This window comes from Streptomyces sp. NBC_00442 (genome assembly GCF_036014195.1).
Classification (GTDB): Bacteria; Actinomycetota; Actinomycetes; order Streptomycetales; family Streptomycetaceae; genus Streptomyces.
Genome location: NZ_CP107918.1, coordinates 4,589,565 through 4,606,284, shown reverse-complemented (window position 1 = coordinate 4,606,284; position 16,720 = coordinate 4,589,565). Strand labels below are relative to the sequence as shown.

Annotated in this window: 14 protein-coding genes, 1 tRNA gene and 1 riboswitch; of the genes, 4 read left to right on the top strand and 11 right to left on the bottom strand. The window is 70.1% G+C overall.

What is annotated here, in order from left to right; translation table 11 throughout:
* Window positions 1-102: 102 nt before the first annotated feature.
* Both OG432_RS20630 and OG432_RS20625 read right to left on the bottom strand, forming a co-directional pair.
* Window positions 103-978, bottom strand: coding sequence for a Bax inhibitor-1/YccA family protein (locus OG432_RS20630; protein ID WP_328312434.1), 876 nt, complete (start codon window positions 976-978; stop codon window positions 103-105).
* 154 nt (window positions 979-1,132) lie between these two features.
* A tRNA-Leu gene (locus OG432_RS20625) sits at window positions 1,133-1,214 on the bottom strand.
* A 456-nt stretch (window positions 1,215-1,670) separates the two neighbouring features.
* On the opposite strand from OG432_RS20625, the gene OG432_RS20620 reads away from it, so the two are divergent.
* Both OG432_RS20620 and OG432_RS20615 read left to right on the top strand, forming a co-directional pair.
* Window positions 1,671-2,441: an ABC transporter ATP-binding protein gene (locus OG432_RS20620; protein ID WP_328312433.1), complete on the top strand. Its 771-nt coding sequence runs from the start codon at window positions 1,671-1,673 to the stop codon at window positions 2,439-2,441.
* A gap of 245 nt (window positions 2,442-2,686) precedes the next feature.
* Window positions 2,687-5,218 (top strand): ABC transporter permease, encoded by a 2,532-nt coding sequence (locus OG432_RS20615; RefSeq protein WP_328312432.1) that lies wholly within the window; start codon window positions 2,687-2,689, stop codon window positions 5,216-5,218.
* A gap of 88 nt (window positions 5,219-5,306) precedes the next feature.
* Here OG432_RS20615 and OG432_RS20610 read toward each other — a convergent pair whose 3' ends face one another.
* A complete protein-coding gene (locus tag OG432_RS20610) occupies window positions 5,307-6,599 on the bottom strand; it encodes a class I SAM-dependent methyltransferase (RefSeq protein WP_328312431.1) in 1,293 nt (430 codons plus the stop codon).
* Window positions 6,600-6,852: 253 nt separating this feature from the next.
* Window positions 6,853-8,244, bottom strand: a complete 1,392-nt coding sequence (locus tag OG432_RS20605; RefSeq protein ID WP_328312430.1) for an NAD(P)/FAD-dependent oxidoreductase — start codon at window positions 8,242-8,244, stop codon at window positions 6,853-6,855.
* Between the two features lie 489 nt (window positions 8,245-8,733).
* Here OG432_RS20605 and OG432_RS20600 point away from each other — a divergent pair, with 489 nt between their 5' ends.
* Both OG432_RS20600 and OG432_RS20595 read left to right on the top strand, forming a co-directional pair.
* Window positions 8,734-9,006 (top strand): type II toxin-antitoxin system Phd/YefM family antitoxin, encoded by a 273-nt coding sequence (locus OG432_RS20600; RefSeq protein WP_328312429.1) that lies wholly within the window; start codon window positions 8,734-8,736, stop codon window positions 9,004-9,006.
* Window positions 9,003-9,272 (top strand): type II toxin-antitoxin system RelE family toxin, encoded by a 270-nt coding sequence (locus OG432_RS20595; protein WP_328312428.1) that lies wholly within the window; start codon window positions 9,003-9,005, stop codon window positions 9,270-9,272. The genes OG432_RS20600 and OG432_RS20595 overlap by 4 nt, the downstream gene beginning before the upstream one ends.
* Before the next feature lie 66 nt (window positions 9,273-9,338).
* On the opposite strand, the gene OG432_RS20590 is transcribed toward OG432_RS20595, so the two are convergent.
* The 7 genes from OG432_RS20590 to OG432_RS20560 form a co-directional block, all read right to left on the bottom strand.
* Window positions 9,339-10,283 (bottom strand): Ppx/GppA phosphatase family protein, encoded by a 945-nt coding sequence (locus OG432_RS20590; protein WP_328312427.1) that lies wholly within the window; start codon window positions 10,281-10,283, stop codon window positions 9,339-9,341.
* Window positions 10,280-10,813 (bottom strand): DUF501 domain-containing protein, encoded by a 534-nt coding sequence (locus OG432_RS20585; protein WP_328312426.1) that lies wholly within the window; start codon window positions 10,811-10,813, stop codon window positions 10,280-10,282. The genes OG432_RS20590 and OG432_RS20585 overlap by 4 nt, the downstream gene beginning before the upstream one ends.
* Window positions 10,814-10,843: 30 nt before the next feature.
* Complete coding sequence (locus OG432_RS20580) at window positions 10,844-11,332, bottom strand: FtsB family cell division protein (RefSeq protein WP_328312425.1); 489 nt, start codon at window positions 11,330-11,332, stop codon at window positions 10,844-10,846.
* Between the two features lie 140 nt (window positions 11,333-11,472).
* Entirely contained in the window at window positions 11,473-12,759 is a 1,287-nt protein-coding gene (gene eno, locus OG432_RS20575) for a phosphopyruvate hydratase (protein WP_053725044.1), read from the bottom strand.
* 259 nt (window positions 12,760-13,018) lie between these two features.
* Window positions 13,019-13,714: a transglycosylase family protein gene (locus OG432_RS20570; RefSeq protein WP_328312424.1), complete on the bottom strand. Its 696-nt coding sequence runs from the start codon at window positions 13,712-13,714 to the stop codon at window positions 13,019-13,021.
* A 2-nt stretch (window positions 13,715-13,716) separates the two neighbouring features.
* A riboswitch (cyclic di-AMP (ydaO/yuaA leader) is annotated at window positions 13,717-13,886 on the bottom strand.
* Window positions 13,887-14,155: 269 nt separating this feature from the next.
* Entirely contained in the window at window positions 14,156-15,205 is a 1,050-nt protein-coding gene (locus tag OG432_RS20565; RefSeq protein ID WP_443058424.1) for a transglycosylase family protein, read from the bottom strand.
* 118 nt (window positions 15,206-15,323) lie between these two features.
* Complete coding sequence (locus OG432_RS20560; protein WP_328312422.1) at window positions 15,324-16,598, bottom strand: cytochrome P450 family protein; 1,275 nt, start codon at window positions 16,596-16,598, stop codon at window positions 15,324-15,326.
* Between the last annotated feature and the right edge of the window lie 122 nt (window positions 16,599-16,720).

The window sequence follows — 16,720 nt, the reverse complement described above, 5'->3', positions numbered from 1 at the left end:
GACACCGGCACACGGCGAGGGGCCCCGTCCGGCAGCAGTGCCGGGCGGGGCCCCTCGTGACGTCCACCGCCCGCGGTGTCGGTCGTCGTGTCCGTCGTCGTGTCAGTCGTTGCCCTGGAGGATGGAGATCAGCCGCAGCGCCTCCAGGTAGATCCACACCAGCGTCATGGTGAGGCCGAAGGCGGCCAGCCAGGACTCCTCGCGCGGAGCGCCGTAGGTGATGCCGTCCTCGACCTGCTTGAAGTCCATCGCCAGGAAGCAGGCGCCGAGGACGATGCCGATGATCCCGAAGACGATGCCGAGGCCGCCGCTGCGGAAGCCGAGGCCGTCGCCGCCGCCGATCGCCGCGAACAGCAGGTTGACCAGCATGAGGATCATGAAGCCGATGGCCGCGGCCATGACGAAGCCGGTGAAGCGGCGGTTGACCCGGATCAGCCGGGTCTTGTAGGCGATCAGCACCCCGGCGAAGACCGCCATCGTGCCGAGCACCGCCTGCGGCACCGCGCCCGCCGACACGTGAGTCGTGACGGCCGAGCTGATCACACCGAGGAAGACGCCCTCGAAGGCGGCGTACCCGATGATCAGCGCCGGAACCGGCTTGCGCTTGAACGACTGGACCATCGCGAGGACGAACGCGATCAGCGCGGCGCCGATGGCGATGCCGTACGACTTGCCGATGTTCGCCGCGTCGACCGGCAGCGCCAGCCAGGCGACGACCGCGCCGGCGACGACGGTGCCGAGCGTGATCGCGGTGCGCGTGACCACGTCGTCGATCGTCATCACACCGGAACGGGCCGGCGCCTGCGGGGCGCCCAGCTGCGTGTCCTGCTGTGCGTACGGATTCGTCGCGTACGGGTTGGCGGGCGCCTGCGCGTACGGGTTGCCCCCGGCCTGCGGCTGCTGCGCGGTGTTGAAACCGGCGTAGCCATTGTCGCGGCTGAAGCCCCGTCGCGAGAAGACCGGGTTGCTGCTCCTCATCTCACTCCTCCATGGCCGCCCTGCGCGGCCTTGCCGTCAAGGGTAATGGGCATGCAAAGAAACCACGTACTGCCTAGGGAGGATCTTCACGCGGGGAGGAGGGTGGTGCAAGGGCCCGGCACCCCGACGCGCGGGAAGCCGGATCCTGCTGGAGTGCCCGGAGCCGGACTTGAACCGGCACGGCCCGAAGGCCAGCGAGGTTTAAGCTCGCCGTGTCTGCGTTCCACCATCCGGGCCAGGGCGCGCGGCTCCGCGTTTCGCGGGACGAGCCTAGCCCGACGCATCCCCCGAACAGCGGAACAACCATCCGATGTTGTCTTATTTTATTGACGCCTGAGGGCGCGTCAGCACAGCTCGGAGCGGTGTTGGCACATGCCGGAGGCGGTTGGCAGGGCGTCCGGGGTACCCCGATATGCGGCGATGGAATGACGGAAAGTCGATGCCCCGTTCCGCCCAGTGAGAGACGCTGGCACGGCCCGCCGGAGTCCGGGTCGAGCGATGCTCGGTTCCGGCTGGACTCCGGCCCGGCTCCGGGCGGGGTCTCAGGGGTGCTGTCATACCTCAGGAGGACGGAGGGGTCTTCGCCGTCCGACTCAAGAGGGCCAGGGAACGGGTACAGGGGCTGACGATGTGGCGGCCGGCGGCCGGAAGGATGGAGACGTCCCCGAAAGCCGCTCGACAGGAGTACCTCCGTGACCACCATCCCCACCGCACACCGCGCGACCGCGGTGGCCGCCCGCGCCATCGAGCTGTCGAAGGTCTACGGCACGGGCGAGACCCAGGTGGTCGCCCTCGACCAGGTCACGGTCGACTTCCGGCAGGGCGAGTTCACCGCGATCATGGGCCCCTCGGGTTCCGGCAAGTCCACGCTGATGCACTGCGTCGCGGGTCTGGACTCCTTCAGCTCCGGCGCGGTCCGCATCGGCGACACCGAGCTGGGCTCCCTCAAGGACAAGCAGCTCACGCAGCTGCGCCGCGACAAGATCGGCTTCATCTTCCAGGCGTTCAACCTGCTGCCCACGCTCACCGCCCTGGAGAACATCACGCTCCCCATGGACATCGCGGGCCGCAAGCCCAACAAGGAGTGGCTCGACCAGGTCATCTCCATGGTGGGCCTCGCCGACCGGCTCGGTCACCGGCCCACCCAGCTCTCCGGCGGCCAGCAGCAGCGCGTCGCCGTGGCCCGCGCGCTCGCCTCCCAGCCGGAGATCATCTTCGGCGACGAGCCGACCGGAAACCTGGACTCGCGCTCCGGCGCGGAGGTCCTCGGCTTCCTGCGCAACTCGGTGCGCGAGCTCGGGCAGACCGTGGTGATGGTCACCCACGACCCGGTAGCCGCCTCGTACGCGGACCGGGTCATATTTCTGGCCGACGGGCGGATCGTGGACGAGATGCTGCGGCCCAGCGCGGACGGGGTGCTCGACCGGATGAAGGCGTTCGAGGCAAAGGGCCGCACCAGCTGACCCCGAGCTGGGTATGCCCATGCCGGGCGCCCCACAGGGGCGCGGGGAGCTGCGCGACCGGCCACGCACGGCACGCAGCCGAAATCCGACCCTTCTCCGCCCCTTCAAGGGGCGCGGGGAACTGCGCGAGCCCACACCCCGGCCCCGCCCTCACCCCGGCCCCGCCCTCACCGCCCCGCCCTCACCGCGCCGCCCTCACGGCGCCGCGCCGAAGTCGTCGTACCTCACCAGGACTGAGAAAACCCATGTTCAAGACCGCCCTGCGCAACGTGCTCGCGCACAAGGCCCGGCTGTTGATGACGGTGCTCGCCGTCATGCTCGGCGTCGCCTTCGTGTCCGGCACGCTCGTGTTCACCGACACCCTCGGCAACGCCTTCCGCAACCAGTCGGCCAAGAGCTACGACAAGGTGGCCGTCGCCGTCAGCACGTACGGCAGCCGTGACGACACCGAGCGCGAGCCCGGCGTCAGCAAGCAGACGCTCCAGAAGATGGAGAAGCTCGACGGGGTCGCCTCCGTCACCGGCCGGGTCGACGGGTTCGCCGGCGTGGCCGGCACCGACGGCAAGCTGATCGGGCAGGGCTGGGCCAACAAGGGCGGCAACTTCGCCCCCGGCAAGGACGGCAAGGATCCGTCGTACACCTTCGCGCAGGGCGCGGGCCCGGTGAAGGACGACCAGATCGCCCTCGACAAGGACACCGCCGACAAGGGCGAGTACACGGTGGGCGACAGCGTGCGCGTCGCCACCAACGGGCCGGTCAGGGCCTACAAGCTCACCGGCATCTTCACCACCGAGGACGGCCAGGTCAACGCGGGCGGCAGCCTGGTCCTGTTCGACACCGCCGTCGCCCAGGAGCTCTACCTCAAGCCGGGCTATTTCCAGAACGTGAGCGTGGCCGCCGCCCCCGGCGCCGACGCCGGGAAGATCCTCGACGAGGTCAAGCCGCTGCTGCCGAAGGACGCCGAGGCCAAGACCGGCAAGGCGCTCGCCGACCAGGAGGCCAAGGACATCGAGAAGGGGCTGAGCGGCCTGAACCAGATGCTGCTCGTCTTCGCCGGCATCGCCCTCTTCGTCGGCATCTTCCTGATCTCCAACACGTTCACCATGCTGGTCGCCCAGCGCACCCGTGAGCTCGCCCTGATGCGCGCCGTCGGCGCCTCCCGCGGCCAGGTCCGCCGCTCGGTGCTGGCCGAGGCGCTGGTGGTGGGCACCGTCGCCTCCGCCGTCGGGTTCGTGCTCGGCGTGGGCCTGGCGAGCGGGCTGCAGTCCGCCATCGGCATGTTCGGCGCCAAGGTGCCCGCGGGCCCGCTGATCATCTCGGCCACGCCGGTGATCGCCGCGCTCGCCGTGGGCATCTTCGTCACCGTGATCGCCGCGCTGCTGCCGGCCTGGCGTGCCGCCAAGATCCCGCCGGTCGCCGCGATGAACAGCGTGCACGGCGTGGCCACCACCAAGTCCCTGGTCGTACGGAACTCCATCGGCGGCGTCATCACCCTCGGCGGCGCGGCCGCCATCGTGGCCGGCGCCGCCGCCGGCAAGGACGGCAAGTACACCATCGCCCTCGGCGCCTTCCTGGCCCTGGTCGGCATCATCATCCTGATCCCGCTCCTGTCCCGCCCGGTCATCGCCCTGGTACGCCCCGCCCTGAGCAAGGTGTTCGGCGTGTCCGGCAAGCTCGCCAGCCAGAACGCGGTGCGCAACCCGCGCCGCACCGGCGCCACCGCCTCCGCGCTCGCCATCGGCCTCACCCTGGTCACCGGTCTCTCGGTGCTCGGCGTCACGCTGGGCGCGGCCATGGACAGGCTGACCACGGACAACATCAAGGCCGATTACATGGTCCAGATGGCGGCCGGCGGTTCCGGGCTCGACAAGGACGTCCTGACCGCGCTGCGCAAGGCGCCCGGCGTCTCGGCGGTCTCCCCCAAGCAGTCCTCGTTCCTCCAGCTCGACGGCGTCGGCGAGTCGGTGGCCGGTGTGACACCGGGCGACATCGAGAAGGTCATCAACGTCGAGCCGGTGTCCGGCTCCCTCGCCACCCTCGGCAAGGGCCAGATAGCCGTCGACGACTCGACCGCCGCCAAGCACGGCTGGAAGCCGGGCTCCACGCTCCCGGTCGAGTTCAGCGACAAGAAGAAGGGGCAGCTGACGATCGGCGCGATCTTCAAGGAGAACGAGTTCCTGGACACCGTTCTCGCGCCGACCACCCTGCTCGACCAGCACGAGACCGATCCCTACATCTCGCAGATCTTCGTCAAGACGGACGGCGGCGCCACGAGCGCCAACGAGAAGGCCCTGGTCAGTGCGCTCGGCGACAACCCGGCGATCAGCTTCATGGACCAGCAGGACATCCGCAACGAGTTCGGCGGCATGATCAACACGCTGCTCAACATCATGTACGGCCTGCTCGCGATGGCCCTGATCATCGCGGTGCTCGGTGTCATCAACACCCTCGCGATGTCGGTGTTCGAGCGCCAGCAGGAGATCGGTATGCTGCGGGCGATCGGTCTGGACCGGCGCCGCGTCAAGTCCATGATCCGTCTGGAGGCCGTCGTCATCTCGCTGTTCGGCGCGGTGATCGGCGTCGGCCTCGGCTCCTTCCTCGCCTGGGCCATCGGCCAGACCATCAAGGGCTCGATCCCGCACTACGCCCTGGTCATGCCGTGGGGCCGGATCGGCATCTTCCTGCTCCTCGCCGGCCTGGTCGGCGTGCTGGCGGCGATGTGGCCGGCGCGCAGCGCCGCGAGGCTCAACATGCTGACCGCCATCAAGACCGAATAGGCCGGATCGTCAACTCAGCTTCGCCGAGGGTAAGTCGAAGGGGCCCGGGAGGTTTCTCCCGGGCCCCTTCCGCGTCGGCAGGCCGGCCTCAGTTCCAGGTGCGGGCCCGCAGCGGCATCCCCGAGGCTCCGCCCTCCGGCGTCTTCACCGCGAGGATCTGGTTGACGCCGATCCGGTTGCGCTCGAAGGAGAGCGCGGAGGCCGCCATGTAGAGCCGCCAGATCCGGGCCCGTCCGGGGCTGGTGTGCCGCACGGCGCGCGCCCAGTCGGACTCCAGGTTCGCCACCCAATGACGCAGCGTCAGGGCGTAGTGCTCCCTGATCGGTTCGACGTCGCGGGCCTCGAACCCGGCCTCCTCCAAGGTGGCCAGAGTGCGGCCGAGCGGCGCGAGTTCGCCGTCGGGGAAGACGTACGCGTCGATGAACTCATCGATGCGGTACGCCGATTCGTCGCGCTCGGGGCGCCGGGCGATCTGGTGGTTGAGCAGCCGGCCGCCGTCTCTGAGCAGCCCGTACAGGATGTCCGCGTACTCCGCGTACCGTACGGAGCCGACGTGTTCGGCCATGCCGATCGACGAGATCGCGTCGAACGGGCCGTCCTTGACGTCCCGATAGTCCTGCACGCGGATCTCTATGCGGTCGGTGAGCCCCTCTTCGGCGATCCGCTTGCGGGCGTAAGCGGCCTGTTCGCGCGAGAGGGTGATGCCGACGACGCGGGCGCCGTACTCGCGGGCGGCGTGGATGGCCATCGAGCCCCAGCCGCAGCCGACGTCGAGCAGCCGGTCGCCCTCCGTGAGGGCCAACTTGCGGCAGACCAGGTCGAGTTTGTCCCGCTGGGCCTCGGCCAGGGTCGATCCGGGGCTCTCCCAGTACGCGCACGAGTAGACCATCGACGACCCGAGCACCAGCTCGTAGAAGTCGTTGCCGACGTCGTAGTGGTGGCTGATCGCCTCCTTGTCGCGGCGCTTGGTGTGCAGGCGTCCGCTGCGGCGCCGCACCTCCTCGGCGGGCGGAGCCGGCGGGGGCAGGGCGCCGCCCAGCTTCACCAGCGCCTTGGCCGCGGCGCGCAGTCTCGGGTCGCGCACCGGGTGGACGGCGTCCTTGGGTTCGCCGCCGCGCTCCCAGATCAGCCCGGCCAGCCGGTCGAGCACCGTGTACAGGTCGCCCTCGACGTCGATCTCCCCGGCGACCCAGGCGCGGGCGAGCCCCAGTTCGCCCGGCTTCCACAGCAGCCGGCGCAGCGCGCGGCGGTGGCGTACGACGAGGACCGGTGCGCCGGGCGGCCCCGCCTCGCTGCCGTCCCAGGCGCGGATCCGAACCGGGAAAGCCTCCCCCAGCAATTCCTCGGCTAGAGCGGTCAGCCGCAGCGCCGCGTCGGCCATGGTGCACACCTCCGTGCCTCGCAGAAATGTTCCCAGCACCCCGCACAACAGTGTCCGGGTCCGGAGCAATCCCGCTACCGCGCATCGGAGCACGAGGGTGTCTGTATACACCATCTTCCTGGCCGGAAATCGCCCTTTCCGCATGCGTTCCCGGCCACGCGCGCCCCCATGCCCCACGCCCGGCCGGGTACACCGAAGGGGCCGCCCGCACCACGGATGGCGGACGGCCCCTTCGGGGATGAAGCGGGTGCTGCTAGGAGGCCTTGGCCTTCGCCTCGGTCTTGTCCTCGGACTTGACCGCGGGGGCCGGAGCGGGCTTGGCCGCCTCGTAGAACTCCTCGCGCGGGGTCTCCATGGCGCCCAGGGAGACGACCTCGCGCTTGAGGAACATCGCGAGCGTCCAGTCGGCGATGACGCGGATCTTGCGGTTCCAGGTCGGCACGGCCAGACCGTGGTAGCCACGGTGCATGTACCAGGCGAGACGGCCCTTGAGCTTGATCTTCATCTTGCCCATGACGATCATCGCGACGCCCTTGTGGAGGCCGAGACCGGCCACCGCACCCTTGTTGGCGTGCGCGTACTCCTTCTGCGGGAAGCCCCGCATGCCGGAGACCACGTTGTCGCCGAGCACCTTGGCCTGGCGCAGCGCGTGCTGGGCGTTCGGCGGGCACCAGGCGTTCTCCACGCCGGCCTTGCGCGAGGCGAGGTCGGGAACCTGGGCGTTGTCGCCGGCGGCCCAGATGTAGTCGGTGCCGGTGACCTGGAGGGTCGGCTGGGCGTCCACGTGGCCGCGCGGGCCGAGCGGGAGGCCGAAGCGGGAGAGCGCCGGGTTGGGCTTGACGCCGGCCGTCCACACGATCGTGTTGGAGTCGACCTCCAGGCCGTTCTTCAGCACGACGTGGCCGTCGACGCAGGAGTCCATGGAGGTCGAGAGGTAGATCTCGACGCCGCGGCCCTCGAGGTGCTCCTTGCCCCAGCGGCCGAGCTCCGGGCCGACCTCGGGAAGGATCTTGTCGGCGGCGTCGACCAGGATGAAGCGCATGTCCTCGCGCTTGACGTTGGTGTAGTACTTGGCCGCGTCGCGGGCCATGTCCTCCACCTCGCCGATGGTCTCGGCGCCGGCGAAGCCGCCACCCACGAAGACGAAGGTGAGCGCCTTGCGGCGGACGTCCTCGTCGGTGGTGGAGTCGGCCTTGTCGAGCTGCTCCAGCACGTGGTTGCGCAGGCCGATGGCCTCTTCCACGCCCTTCATGCCGATGCCCTGCTCGGCGAGACCGGGGATCGGGAAGGTGCGGGAGACCGCACCCATCGCGATGACCAGGTAGTCGAAGGGCAGCTCGTAGGCCTCGCCGACGAGCGGCGCGACCGTGGCGACCTTGCGGTCCTGGTCGATGCTGGTGACCCGGCCGGTGAGCACCTCGGCTCCACGCACGACGCGTCGCAGCGGGACGACGACGTGACGCGGCGAGATGCTGCCTGCGGCGGCTTCGGGGAGGAAGGGCTGGTACGTCATGTACGAGCGCGGGTCGACGACCGTGACGGTCGCTTCCGCGTAACGCATCTTCTTGAGAATGCGCCGCGCTGCGTACAAGCCTACGTACCCGCCACCTACTACGAGGATCCTGGGACGCTCCGTGGTGCTCATGCCATCGAGTATCCCCCTGCCCGGAGACCCCTGCTCGTGCGCCCCTTCACAAGGTTCGCGGGGGGCTCTGCTACACTGCGCGGCCCACGTGAGCGAGGTCATGGCCGCACGAGGGAACCACCGGGCCGGTGCGCACGTTGTCCACCCCTCCTGAACTGGCCTCCCCCGTCCCTGCGGCGGTGGACCACGGCCGTAGGAAACGCAGGCGCAACACGGACGAGACCGTCTGGAATGCCTGCGCGGAGGGCCCTTGGGCCTCGGAAAGCGGTCCTGGGACCACATTCCTCGACCCGAAGGCCCCTTTTCCTTGTGAAGAACTTCACGAACTTTCTTCGGCGGCGCGCGCCGAGCGCCGCCCGCGGACCGCGATCACGCGATCGACCAGGCGATTCCGTCCGGCATTTGCCCCAAAGTCACGCTCGCGCACGAAGGGCTGAAAGGGGGCGCCGACGGCCCCCGCGTGTACACGGTACGGCGTACACTGCATGCATGACTGAGAGCGGTGTGACCGTACGCGAAGCCCGTGCGCATCTCGCGGACCACATCAATCGCGCCGAGCAGGGCACGCCCACAGTGATCACCCGCAACGGGGTGCCGGTGGCAGCCGTGGTGCCGATCGCCGACTTCGACGCGCTGGAAGAAGCCGCCGATGTCCTGCTGGCACGTGAGGCAGAAGCTGTCCTGGCCGAGGGCGGCCCGACCGTGACGATGGCCGAACTGCTGGCGGACCTGTTCACCGAGCGTAGCGAAGGCTCGGCGTGAAGTACGCCTTCCGGTTTACCGCCGCAGCGCAACGGCAGCTGCGGGCCATCGACCGCCCTGCGGCGATGCGCATCCTGGCCGCACTGACCTCACTCGGCGACGATCCGTACCGCGAGGCCGCCGACGTCAAGAAGCTCACCGGCCCGTCGGGCCTCTACCGACTCAGGGTCGGCAACTACCGGGTCGCCTACCAAGTCCTGGATGGCGAACTCGTCATCCTCGTCGTCAAGGTCGGGGACCGCCGCGACGTCTACCGCAACATCTGAGAAGCGAACACGACAGCGGCGTTGCGGTGAGCTCACCGCAACGCCGCTGTCGTGCGTTTCACCGGGTCAGGATTGCCGCTTCTCCGTCTCGGCCTCTGCTGCGGTGGCGAACGCGATTCCGTCCAGAATGTCGTGCTCGCTGACCACGACCTCGCGGGCGCCGGTGCGCTCCATGACGGCACGCAGGACCAGTGCTCCCGCGACGATCACGTCCACCCGCCCGGGGTGGATGACCGAGATGCGGGTGCGCTCCTCGTGCGTGGAGGCGAGCAGCCGCTCGGTGACCGCGGCGACGTCCTCGTAAGGGATCCGTGAATGATGGATGGCGGCCGAGTCGTACTGGGTGAGGCCGAGTGCGATCGCGGCGACGGTGGTGACCGAGCCCGCGAGGCCGACGAGGGTGCGCGGCTCGCGCAGCGGCACGCTCCGCTCGGCGAGGTCGAGGGCCGCCTCGATGTCGGCGCGGATCGCGTCGATCTGACCGGGCGTCGCCGGATCGCCCGGGTGGTGACGCTCCGTCATCCGCACACAGCCGATGTCGACCGAGCGGGCCGCCTCGACGCTCGTGGAACCGACCACGAACTCGGTGGAGCCGCCGCCGATGTCGACGACCAGGTAGTCGCCGTCGCCGTTCAGTTCCTTGGTGGCGCCGGTGAAGGAGAAGGCGGCCTCCTGGTCGCCGGAGATCACCTCGGGCTCGACGCCGAGGATGTCGAGGACCCCGCGCACGAAGTCGTCCCGGTTCTCGGCGTCGCGCGACGCGGAGGTCGCCACGAAGCGGATGCGTTCCGCGCCGAGCTCCTTGATGACCGCGGCGTATGCGCGGCAGGCGGCGAACGTCCGCTCCAGGGCCTCGGGGGCGAGCCGTCCGGTGCGGTCCACGTCCTGCCCGAGCCGCACGATCGTCATGCGCCGGTCCAGGTCGGTGATCTCACCCGTGGCAGGGTCCGCGTCGGCGACGAGCAGACGGATCGAGTTCGTACCGCAGTCGATGGCGGCGACGCGCGTCACTTGGCGGCCTCCTCGGTGCACGGCGTCACGCACGGGCCCTTCGCCCACCACTCGGGCAACAGAGCGATCGCCTCGTCGCCCAGCGGGTTGACTCCCGGGCCGGCCGCGAGCGAGTGGCCGACCAGGACGTGCAGGCACTTGACCCGGTCCGGCATGCCGCCGGCGCTCGGGAAGCCCTCCAGGACCTCGATGGCGTCGCGCCGCGCGATGTAGTCCTCGTGCGCGGCGCGGTAGGCCGCGGCGAGCTCGGGGTCGCCGGCCAGACGCTCCGTCATCTCCTTCATGACGCCGTTGGCCTCAAGGGTGCCGATGGCGGACGCGGCCCGCGGGCACGTCAGGTAGTACGTCGTCGGGAACGGCGTGCCGTCCTCCAGGCGCGGGGCCGTCTCGACGACGTCCGGGTTGCCGCAGGGGCAGCGGTGCGCGATCGCGCGCAGACCGCGCGGCGGCCGGCCCAACTGCTGCTTGAAGGCGGCGATGTCCGCGTCGGTGGGCTCGGTGCGGTCGGTCTGGGGCGGGGGCGTTTCCATGCCTGGGTCAGTCTCTATCGCTAGCGGTGGTCAGTTGGAAGAACGGTCGGCCTTGTCGACGCCGTCCCAGAGGTTGGAGTGCCAGGCCCGGCCGGTGGCGCCCTTGTCCTCGCGGTGCTTGTTCGCCGCGTCCGGGTCCACGACGGTGAAGCCGGTCTCGCCCGGGAACTGCATGTGCAGGTGCTCGCGGGCCAGCTTCTCGATGTACGCGTCGTCCTGGAGCCGCGCCTTCTCGTCGCGCAGCCGCTCGACCGCGGTCCGGGCGTCGGCGGCCTTGCGCTGCTGGTCGGAGATGTCGGCGCGCTGCGACACGTACTGCCGCATCGGATAGGCGAGCGCGACGATCAGCGAGCACAGCACGAGGGCGAGCAGCGCCGCTCGGCCGGTGAGCCGGGAGCGGCGGGCCTGGCGCTTGTTCTGCGAGCGGTAGACGCGGGCCGCGGTCTGCTCGCCGAGCACCTTGAGCCGGGCCGCGGTGGAGAACCGGTCGCGGTCCTTGACCTTGGCGTCGTTGCCCATCGCTCTCGCGCCTCCCCGTTACACACGTACGTCCCCGGACACGGTACGGGACCGCGGCCGGGGACGTACGTACGACTGGCTAGGGGTGTCAGCCCTTCACCCCGCTCAGTCGAAGGGGCCTGCTCAGCCGATGGGCCTGCTCAGCCCTTGAAGCGCGGGAAGGCGCTGCGGCCGGCGTAGACCGCGGCGTCGTCGAGGATCTCCTCGATGCGCAGCAGCTGGTTGTACTTGGCGACGCGGTCCGAGCGGGCCGGGGCGCCGGTCTTGATCTGACCGCAGTTCACCGCGACGGCGAGGTCGGCGATGGTGACGTCCTCGGTCTCGCCGGAGCGGTGGGACATCATGCACTTGAAGCCGTTGCGCTGGGCCATCTCGACGGCGTCCAGGGTCTCGGTCAGCGAACCGATCTGGTTGACCTTGACGAGCAGGGCGTTGGCGGAGCCCTCCTCGATGCCGCGGGCGAGGCGCTCGGGGTTGGTCACGAACAGGTCGTCACCGACGATCTGGACCTTGGAGCCCAGGCGCGAGGTGATGGTGTTCCAGCCGGCCCAGTCGTCCTCGAACAGCGGGTCCTCGATGGAGACCAGCGGGTACGCGGAGACGAGCTCCTCGTAGTACTCGGTCATCTCGGCGGCCGAGCGGGACTTGCCCTCGAACTCGTACTTGCCGTCCTTGTAGAACTCGGACGCGGCGACGTCGAGCGCGAGCGCGATGTCCTTGCCCGGGGCGTAGCCGGCTTCCTTGATGGCCTCGACGATGAGGTCGAGGGCGGCGCGGTTGGACTCCAGGTTCGGCGCGAAGCCGCCTTCGTCGCCGAGGCCGGTGGAGAGGCCCTTGCGCTTCAGGACGCCCTTGAGCGTGTGGTAGACCTCGGCGCCCCAGCGAAGGGCCTCGGAGAAGGACTCCGCGCCGATCGGGGCGATCATGAACTCCTGGATGTCGACGTTGGAGTCGGCGTGCGACCCACCGTTGAGGATGTTCATCATCGGGACGGGCAGCAGGTGCGCGTTGGGGCCGCCCAGGTAGCGGAACAGCGGCAGGTCGCTGGCCTCGGAGGCGGCGTGCGCGACGGCGAGCGAGACGCCGAGGATGGCGTTGGCGCCGAGCGAGCCCTTGTTGTCCGTGGCGTCCAGGTCGAACATGGCCTGGTCGATCAGGCGCTGCTCGGTGGCGTCGTAGCCGACGAGCTCCGGGCCGATCTGCTCGATGACGGCGAGGACGGCCTTCTCGACACCCTTGCCGCCGTAGCGGTTGGGGTCGCCGTCGCGAAGCTCGATGGCCTCGAAGGCACCGGTGGAGGCGCCGGACGGAACTGCAGCACGGCCGGTGCTGCCGTCGTCGAGGCCGACCTCGACCTCGACCGTGGGGTTGCCTCGGGAGTCCAGGATTTCCCGGGCTACGACGACGTCGATGGACGGCACGAGCATCTCCTTCTGGGATGTGAAGCTAGATGTGACGCAAGCGGTGCAGGGACATGCGGGGTCGCGTTGGCCTTGCGACAAGAGCCTAACCGGCTCCGGGGGTCGCACCAGCCGAGTGCCCGCCTCCTGGGACGAAAAAGGGCCCAAGGGCCCCGATTGCCGGGCAAAGGACCACAAGACTACTGTCCGGTAACAGCGAAAACCCCGGCCCGGCGCGTACGGGGGAATGCGCGCCGGGCCGGGGCGACCTGGGGGTGGGTCAGTCTCAGCCGAGGTGCAGCTTCTGGCCCGGGAAGATCAGGTTCGCGTCCTTGACGATGTTCTTGTTCAGGTCGAACACCTTCTGCCAGCCGCCCTTGACTCCGTTGGCGGTGGCGATGGTGCCGAGGGTGTCGCCGGACTTGACGGTGTACTCGCCGTCGCCCTGCTTGACCGGCTCGCTGCGCTGGGCGCCGCGGCTGGCCGGCGCGGACTCGGTGCGCTCGGACTTCTGCGACTTCTGCTGCGGCTGCGCCTGCTGCTTCGGCTTGGCGGGCTTGGCGGACTTCGCGGACGAACCGGAGGTGTCCACGTCGGCCTTGGCGCCGCCGGAGGTCAGGTTGCCGGCGCCGGCGCAGGACCAGGCACCCGGACCCTGGATGGCGAGCAGCTTCTCGGCGGCGGCTATCTGCTGGCCCTTGGTGGCCAGGTCGGCGCGCGAGGCGTACTGGGTACCACCGGCGGCGGCCCAGGAGGAGTTCGAGAACTGAAGGCCACCGTAGTAACCGTTGCCGGTGTTGATGGACCAGTTGCCGCCGGACTCGCACTGGGCGACGGCGTCCCAGGTCTGCACGGAGGCGGCGGAAGCGGAGCCGGCCGCCATCAGCGGAGCGGCGACGGCGGCACCGGTGACACCGGCCAGCGTGGCGACACGGACGGCCTTGGACGGGCGACGGTGCTTGCCCTTGCCGGAAAGCAGCATGGAGTTCTCCTCACCGACGCCTGCGAGGTGAGCTGTCGGGTTCGGGCGTGAGCTGCCCGGCCGAGCGTCGATGCGCCCGTCTTCACCCCAAGCCGGTTCCGGCAGCTCTGCGAACTGTCGGGCCCGGCACTTACCTTGGGTCCCCCGCTCCTGCCTACGGCGCATAAGCGTCGACTGTTCCCATCGGCCGACGGCAGGATTCGGCGTGCTCGGTCGACGGGGCTCGTGGTGACGAGCGAGTCCGACGAAAACACACGCCCCGCCAATGTTCAAAGACGTACATCGGGGAGAAATCCCCCTTACTTGCGGCCACAGAAGGGATGTTTCCGCAGGTGAGGGGCGGGGCGGACGGACCGGGCAGACAGGACACGCCAGTTGAGGCGAAGAGACCCATGTCTCACTTGCACAGAACGGACATAAACCCGCGAACCAACCCGTGAACTAGCCCTGCTGCGGGGTGGAGTTCGCGGTGGCGTCCGCGGTCGGGGCCGGGGTCGAGGAGGGGGCCGAGGACGGGGTCGCCGGGGCGGCGGGGGCGGCCGTCACATCCTTCAGGTCCAGGCTCTGGCCAGGAAGGATGAGGTCGGGGTCGGTGCCGATCAGGCGCTCGTTGGCGTGGTAGAGCGCGGGCCAGCCGCCCTTGACCTTGTTCGCGTCGGCGATGACGGTCAGGTTGTCGCCGGGGCGGACGGTGTAGGCGCCGTTCGCGGCAGGGGCGTTGCCGGCCTCACGTGAGGCTCCGTCACCCCGTGAGGCGTGCCGCCCCGCGTCGCGGTCGCCGGCGGAGGTGCCCGCGTCACCGGCCGGGCTCGACGCGGTCCCTTCGGCCGGGGCCGACGGCGTGGCGGATCCGGGGGCGGCGCCCGTGCCGTCCTCCGGAGCGGGGGTCCCGCGGTGCTTGCCCGGGTTGGCCGGGGTGGAGGCGGACGGCGTCGGGGACTTGGCGGACCCGCCCGGCTCGGTGGCGCCCGGAGCCGGCGCGGCCGGGGCGGTGGCGCCCGGCGTCGCGGTCGCGTCGGGCGTCCCGGTGGCGGGGGCGGCAGGGGCCGACGGCGCGGACGACGGCGTCCCGTCCGCCGTGTCGGGTACACCCGGGTCGACGTCGGCCGAGCCGCCGCCCTTGTTGAGTCCGGCACCCGTGCCGCAGTCGGCGAAGGCGTTCGGGCCCTTGGCCGCGAGCACCTTCTCGGCGACGGCTATCTGCTGGGCCCGGCTGGCGAGGTCGGGGCGCTGCGCGTACTCGTTGCCGCCGTACGCCTCCCAGGTGGCCTGGGACATCTGCAGCCCGCCGTACAGGCCGTTGCCGAAGTCGGCGCTCCACATCCCACCGGACTCACAGGAGGCGACCTGGTTCCAGGTGCCGGCGTCCGCGGCGCTCGCGCCGGTCGCGGCGAGCAGCGGAAGCGCGAGGGCGGATCCGGTCACTCCTGCCGCGACGACGAGGGCGGGTGCCTGACGGGGTCGACGATGCCGTCCATTCCCGGAGCGCATGTATAAGGCCTTCCGTGTGACTGCTGAGCCGAATGAACGGTGAACGTAGCCGTACTCGAACGCCTGTCACAAGTCGATGGCACCGCGATCACGTAAAAGTCACAGTCTTGACGGTCCGTCAGATGACGCCGGGATTCCGGTTGTCGCCCGACGGCGTGAACTCGACCGGCAGGGTGCGCAGTCCACGCATGATGAGCCCGCCTCGCCAGCGCAAATCGTCAGGTTCCACCGCGAGACGCAGGTCAGGAAGGCGCCGCAACAGAGTCGCGAGCGCGGCCTGCCCCTCCAGTCTCGCCAGCGGCGCACCGAGGCAGTAATGGATGCCGTGCCCGTACCCCAGGTGCTGGTTGTCGCGGCGGCCGAGGTCGAGGGTGTCCGGGTCGGCGAAGCGCGCCGGGTCGCGGTCGGCGGCGGCGAGCACGACGAGCACGGGGTCGCCCGCCGCGATGTCCTGCCCGCCGAGCGTCAGGGATTCGGTGGCGAACCGCCAGGTGGCGAGCTCCACGGGCCCGTCGTAGCGGAGGAGTTCCTCGACGCCGGTTTCGAGGAGCGCGGCCTCCCCGGCGTCGAGCGAAGCTTGGAGGCGCTCGCGCTGCTCGGGGTTGCGCAACAGCGCGTACACCCCGTTCCCGATGAGGTTGACGGTCGTCTCGAACCCGGCGAAGAGCAGGATGAAGGCCATGGCGGCGGCCTCGTTCTCCGTCAGGTGCTCGCCGTGGTCGCTGGCCTCGATGAGCCGCGAGATGAGGTCGTCACCGGGGTTCTCGCGCTTCTTGTGGATGAGTTCGGCGAGGTAGTTGCGCATCTTCTTCACCGAGCGCGCGACGCCGCCGCGGGGGCCGCCGCCGTGCCGGATCATCATGCCGGCCCAGTCCCGGAAGTCGTCCTGGTCCTCGCGCGGGACGCCGAGCAGGTCGCAGATCGCGTAGATGGGGAGCGGGAAGGCGAACTCGTGAATGAGGTCCGCCTCGCCCTTCGCCACGAACCGGTCGATGAGCTGGTCGGTCAACTCCTGCACCCGGGGCGCGAATTGGGCGACCGTACGGGGTGTGAACGCCTTCGACACGAGGCGGCGCAGCCGGGTGTGGTCCGGCGGGTCGATGTTGAGCAGATGCGTCATCAGCTCGGCCTTGCGCTCGCCGGGGATGCCCGTCTTGCCCTTGGCGTGGGCGGGCTCGGCGTGGTGGGCGGGGTTCTTGGAGAGCCGCTGGTCGGCGAGGGCCTGCTTGGCGTCCCCGTACCGCGTCACGAGCCAGGCCTCCACGCCGCTGGGGAGCCGGGTGCGGTGCACGGGGGCGTGCGACCTGAGCCAGGCGTAGGCGGGGTAGGGGTCGGTGGCGAACTCCCAGGTGAAGAGTTCCGGGGCGGTGGGGGGTGGGGGGTTGTCCGGCACGTCTTGACGGTATCCCGGGTGAGCGTCCGCCTCCGGCGCGGGTTGGCGGATTGCCGTGGCCCAGCCCCCTGGGGCTCCGCCCCAGACCCCGTTTCGCGCCTTAAAGGCGCTCGTCCTCAAAC

Coding starts and splice junctions, on each gene's coding strand:
- OG432_RS20600 (WP_328312429.1), top strand. CDS start 8,734: ATGACTGAGAGCGGTGTGACCGTACGCGAAGCCCGTGCGCATCTCGCG.
- OG432_RS20570 (WP_328312424.1), bottom strand. CDS start 13,714: ATGCTGCTTTCCGGCAAGGGCAAGCACCGTCGCCCGTCCAAGGCCGTC.
- OG432_RS20610 (WP_328312431.1), bottom strand. CDS start 6,599: ATGGCCGACGCGGCGCTGCGGCTGACCGCTCTAGCCGAGGAATTGCTG.
- OG432_RS20565 (WP_443058424.1), bottom strand. CDS start 15,205: ATGCGCTCCGGGAATGGACGGCATCGTCGACCCCGTCAGGCACCCGCC.
- OG432_RS20580 (WP_328312425.1), bottom strand. CDS start 11,332: ATGGGCAACGACGCCAAGGTCAAGGACCGCGACCGGTTCTCCACCGCG.
- OG432_RS20615 (WP_328312432.1), top strand. CDS start 2,687: ATGTTCAAGACCGCCCTGCGCAACGTGCTCGCGCACAAGGCCCGGCTG.
- OG432_RS20585 (WP_328312426.1), bottom strand. CDS start 10,813: ATGGAAACGCCCCCGCCCCAGACCGACCGCACCGAGCCCACCGACGCG.
- OG432_RS20630 (WP_328312434.1), bottom strand. CDS start 978: ATGAGGAGCAGCAACCCGGTCTTCTCGCGACGGGGCTTCAGCCGCGAC.
- OG432_RS20605 (WP_328312430.1), bottom strand. CDS start 8,244: ATGAGCACCACGGAGCGTCCCAGGATCCTCGTAGTAGGTGGCGGGTAC.
- eno (WP_053725044.1), bottom strand. CDS start 12,759: ATGCTCGTGCCGTCCATCGACGTCGTCGTAGCCCGGGAAATCCTGGAC.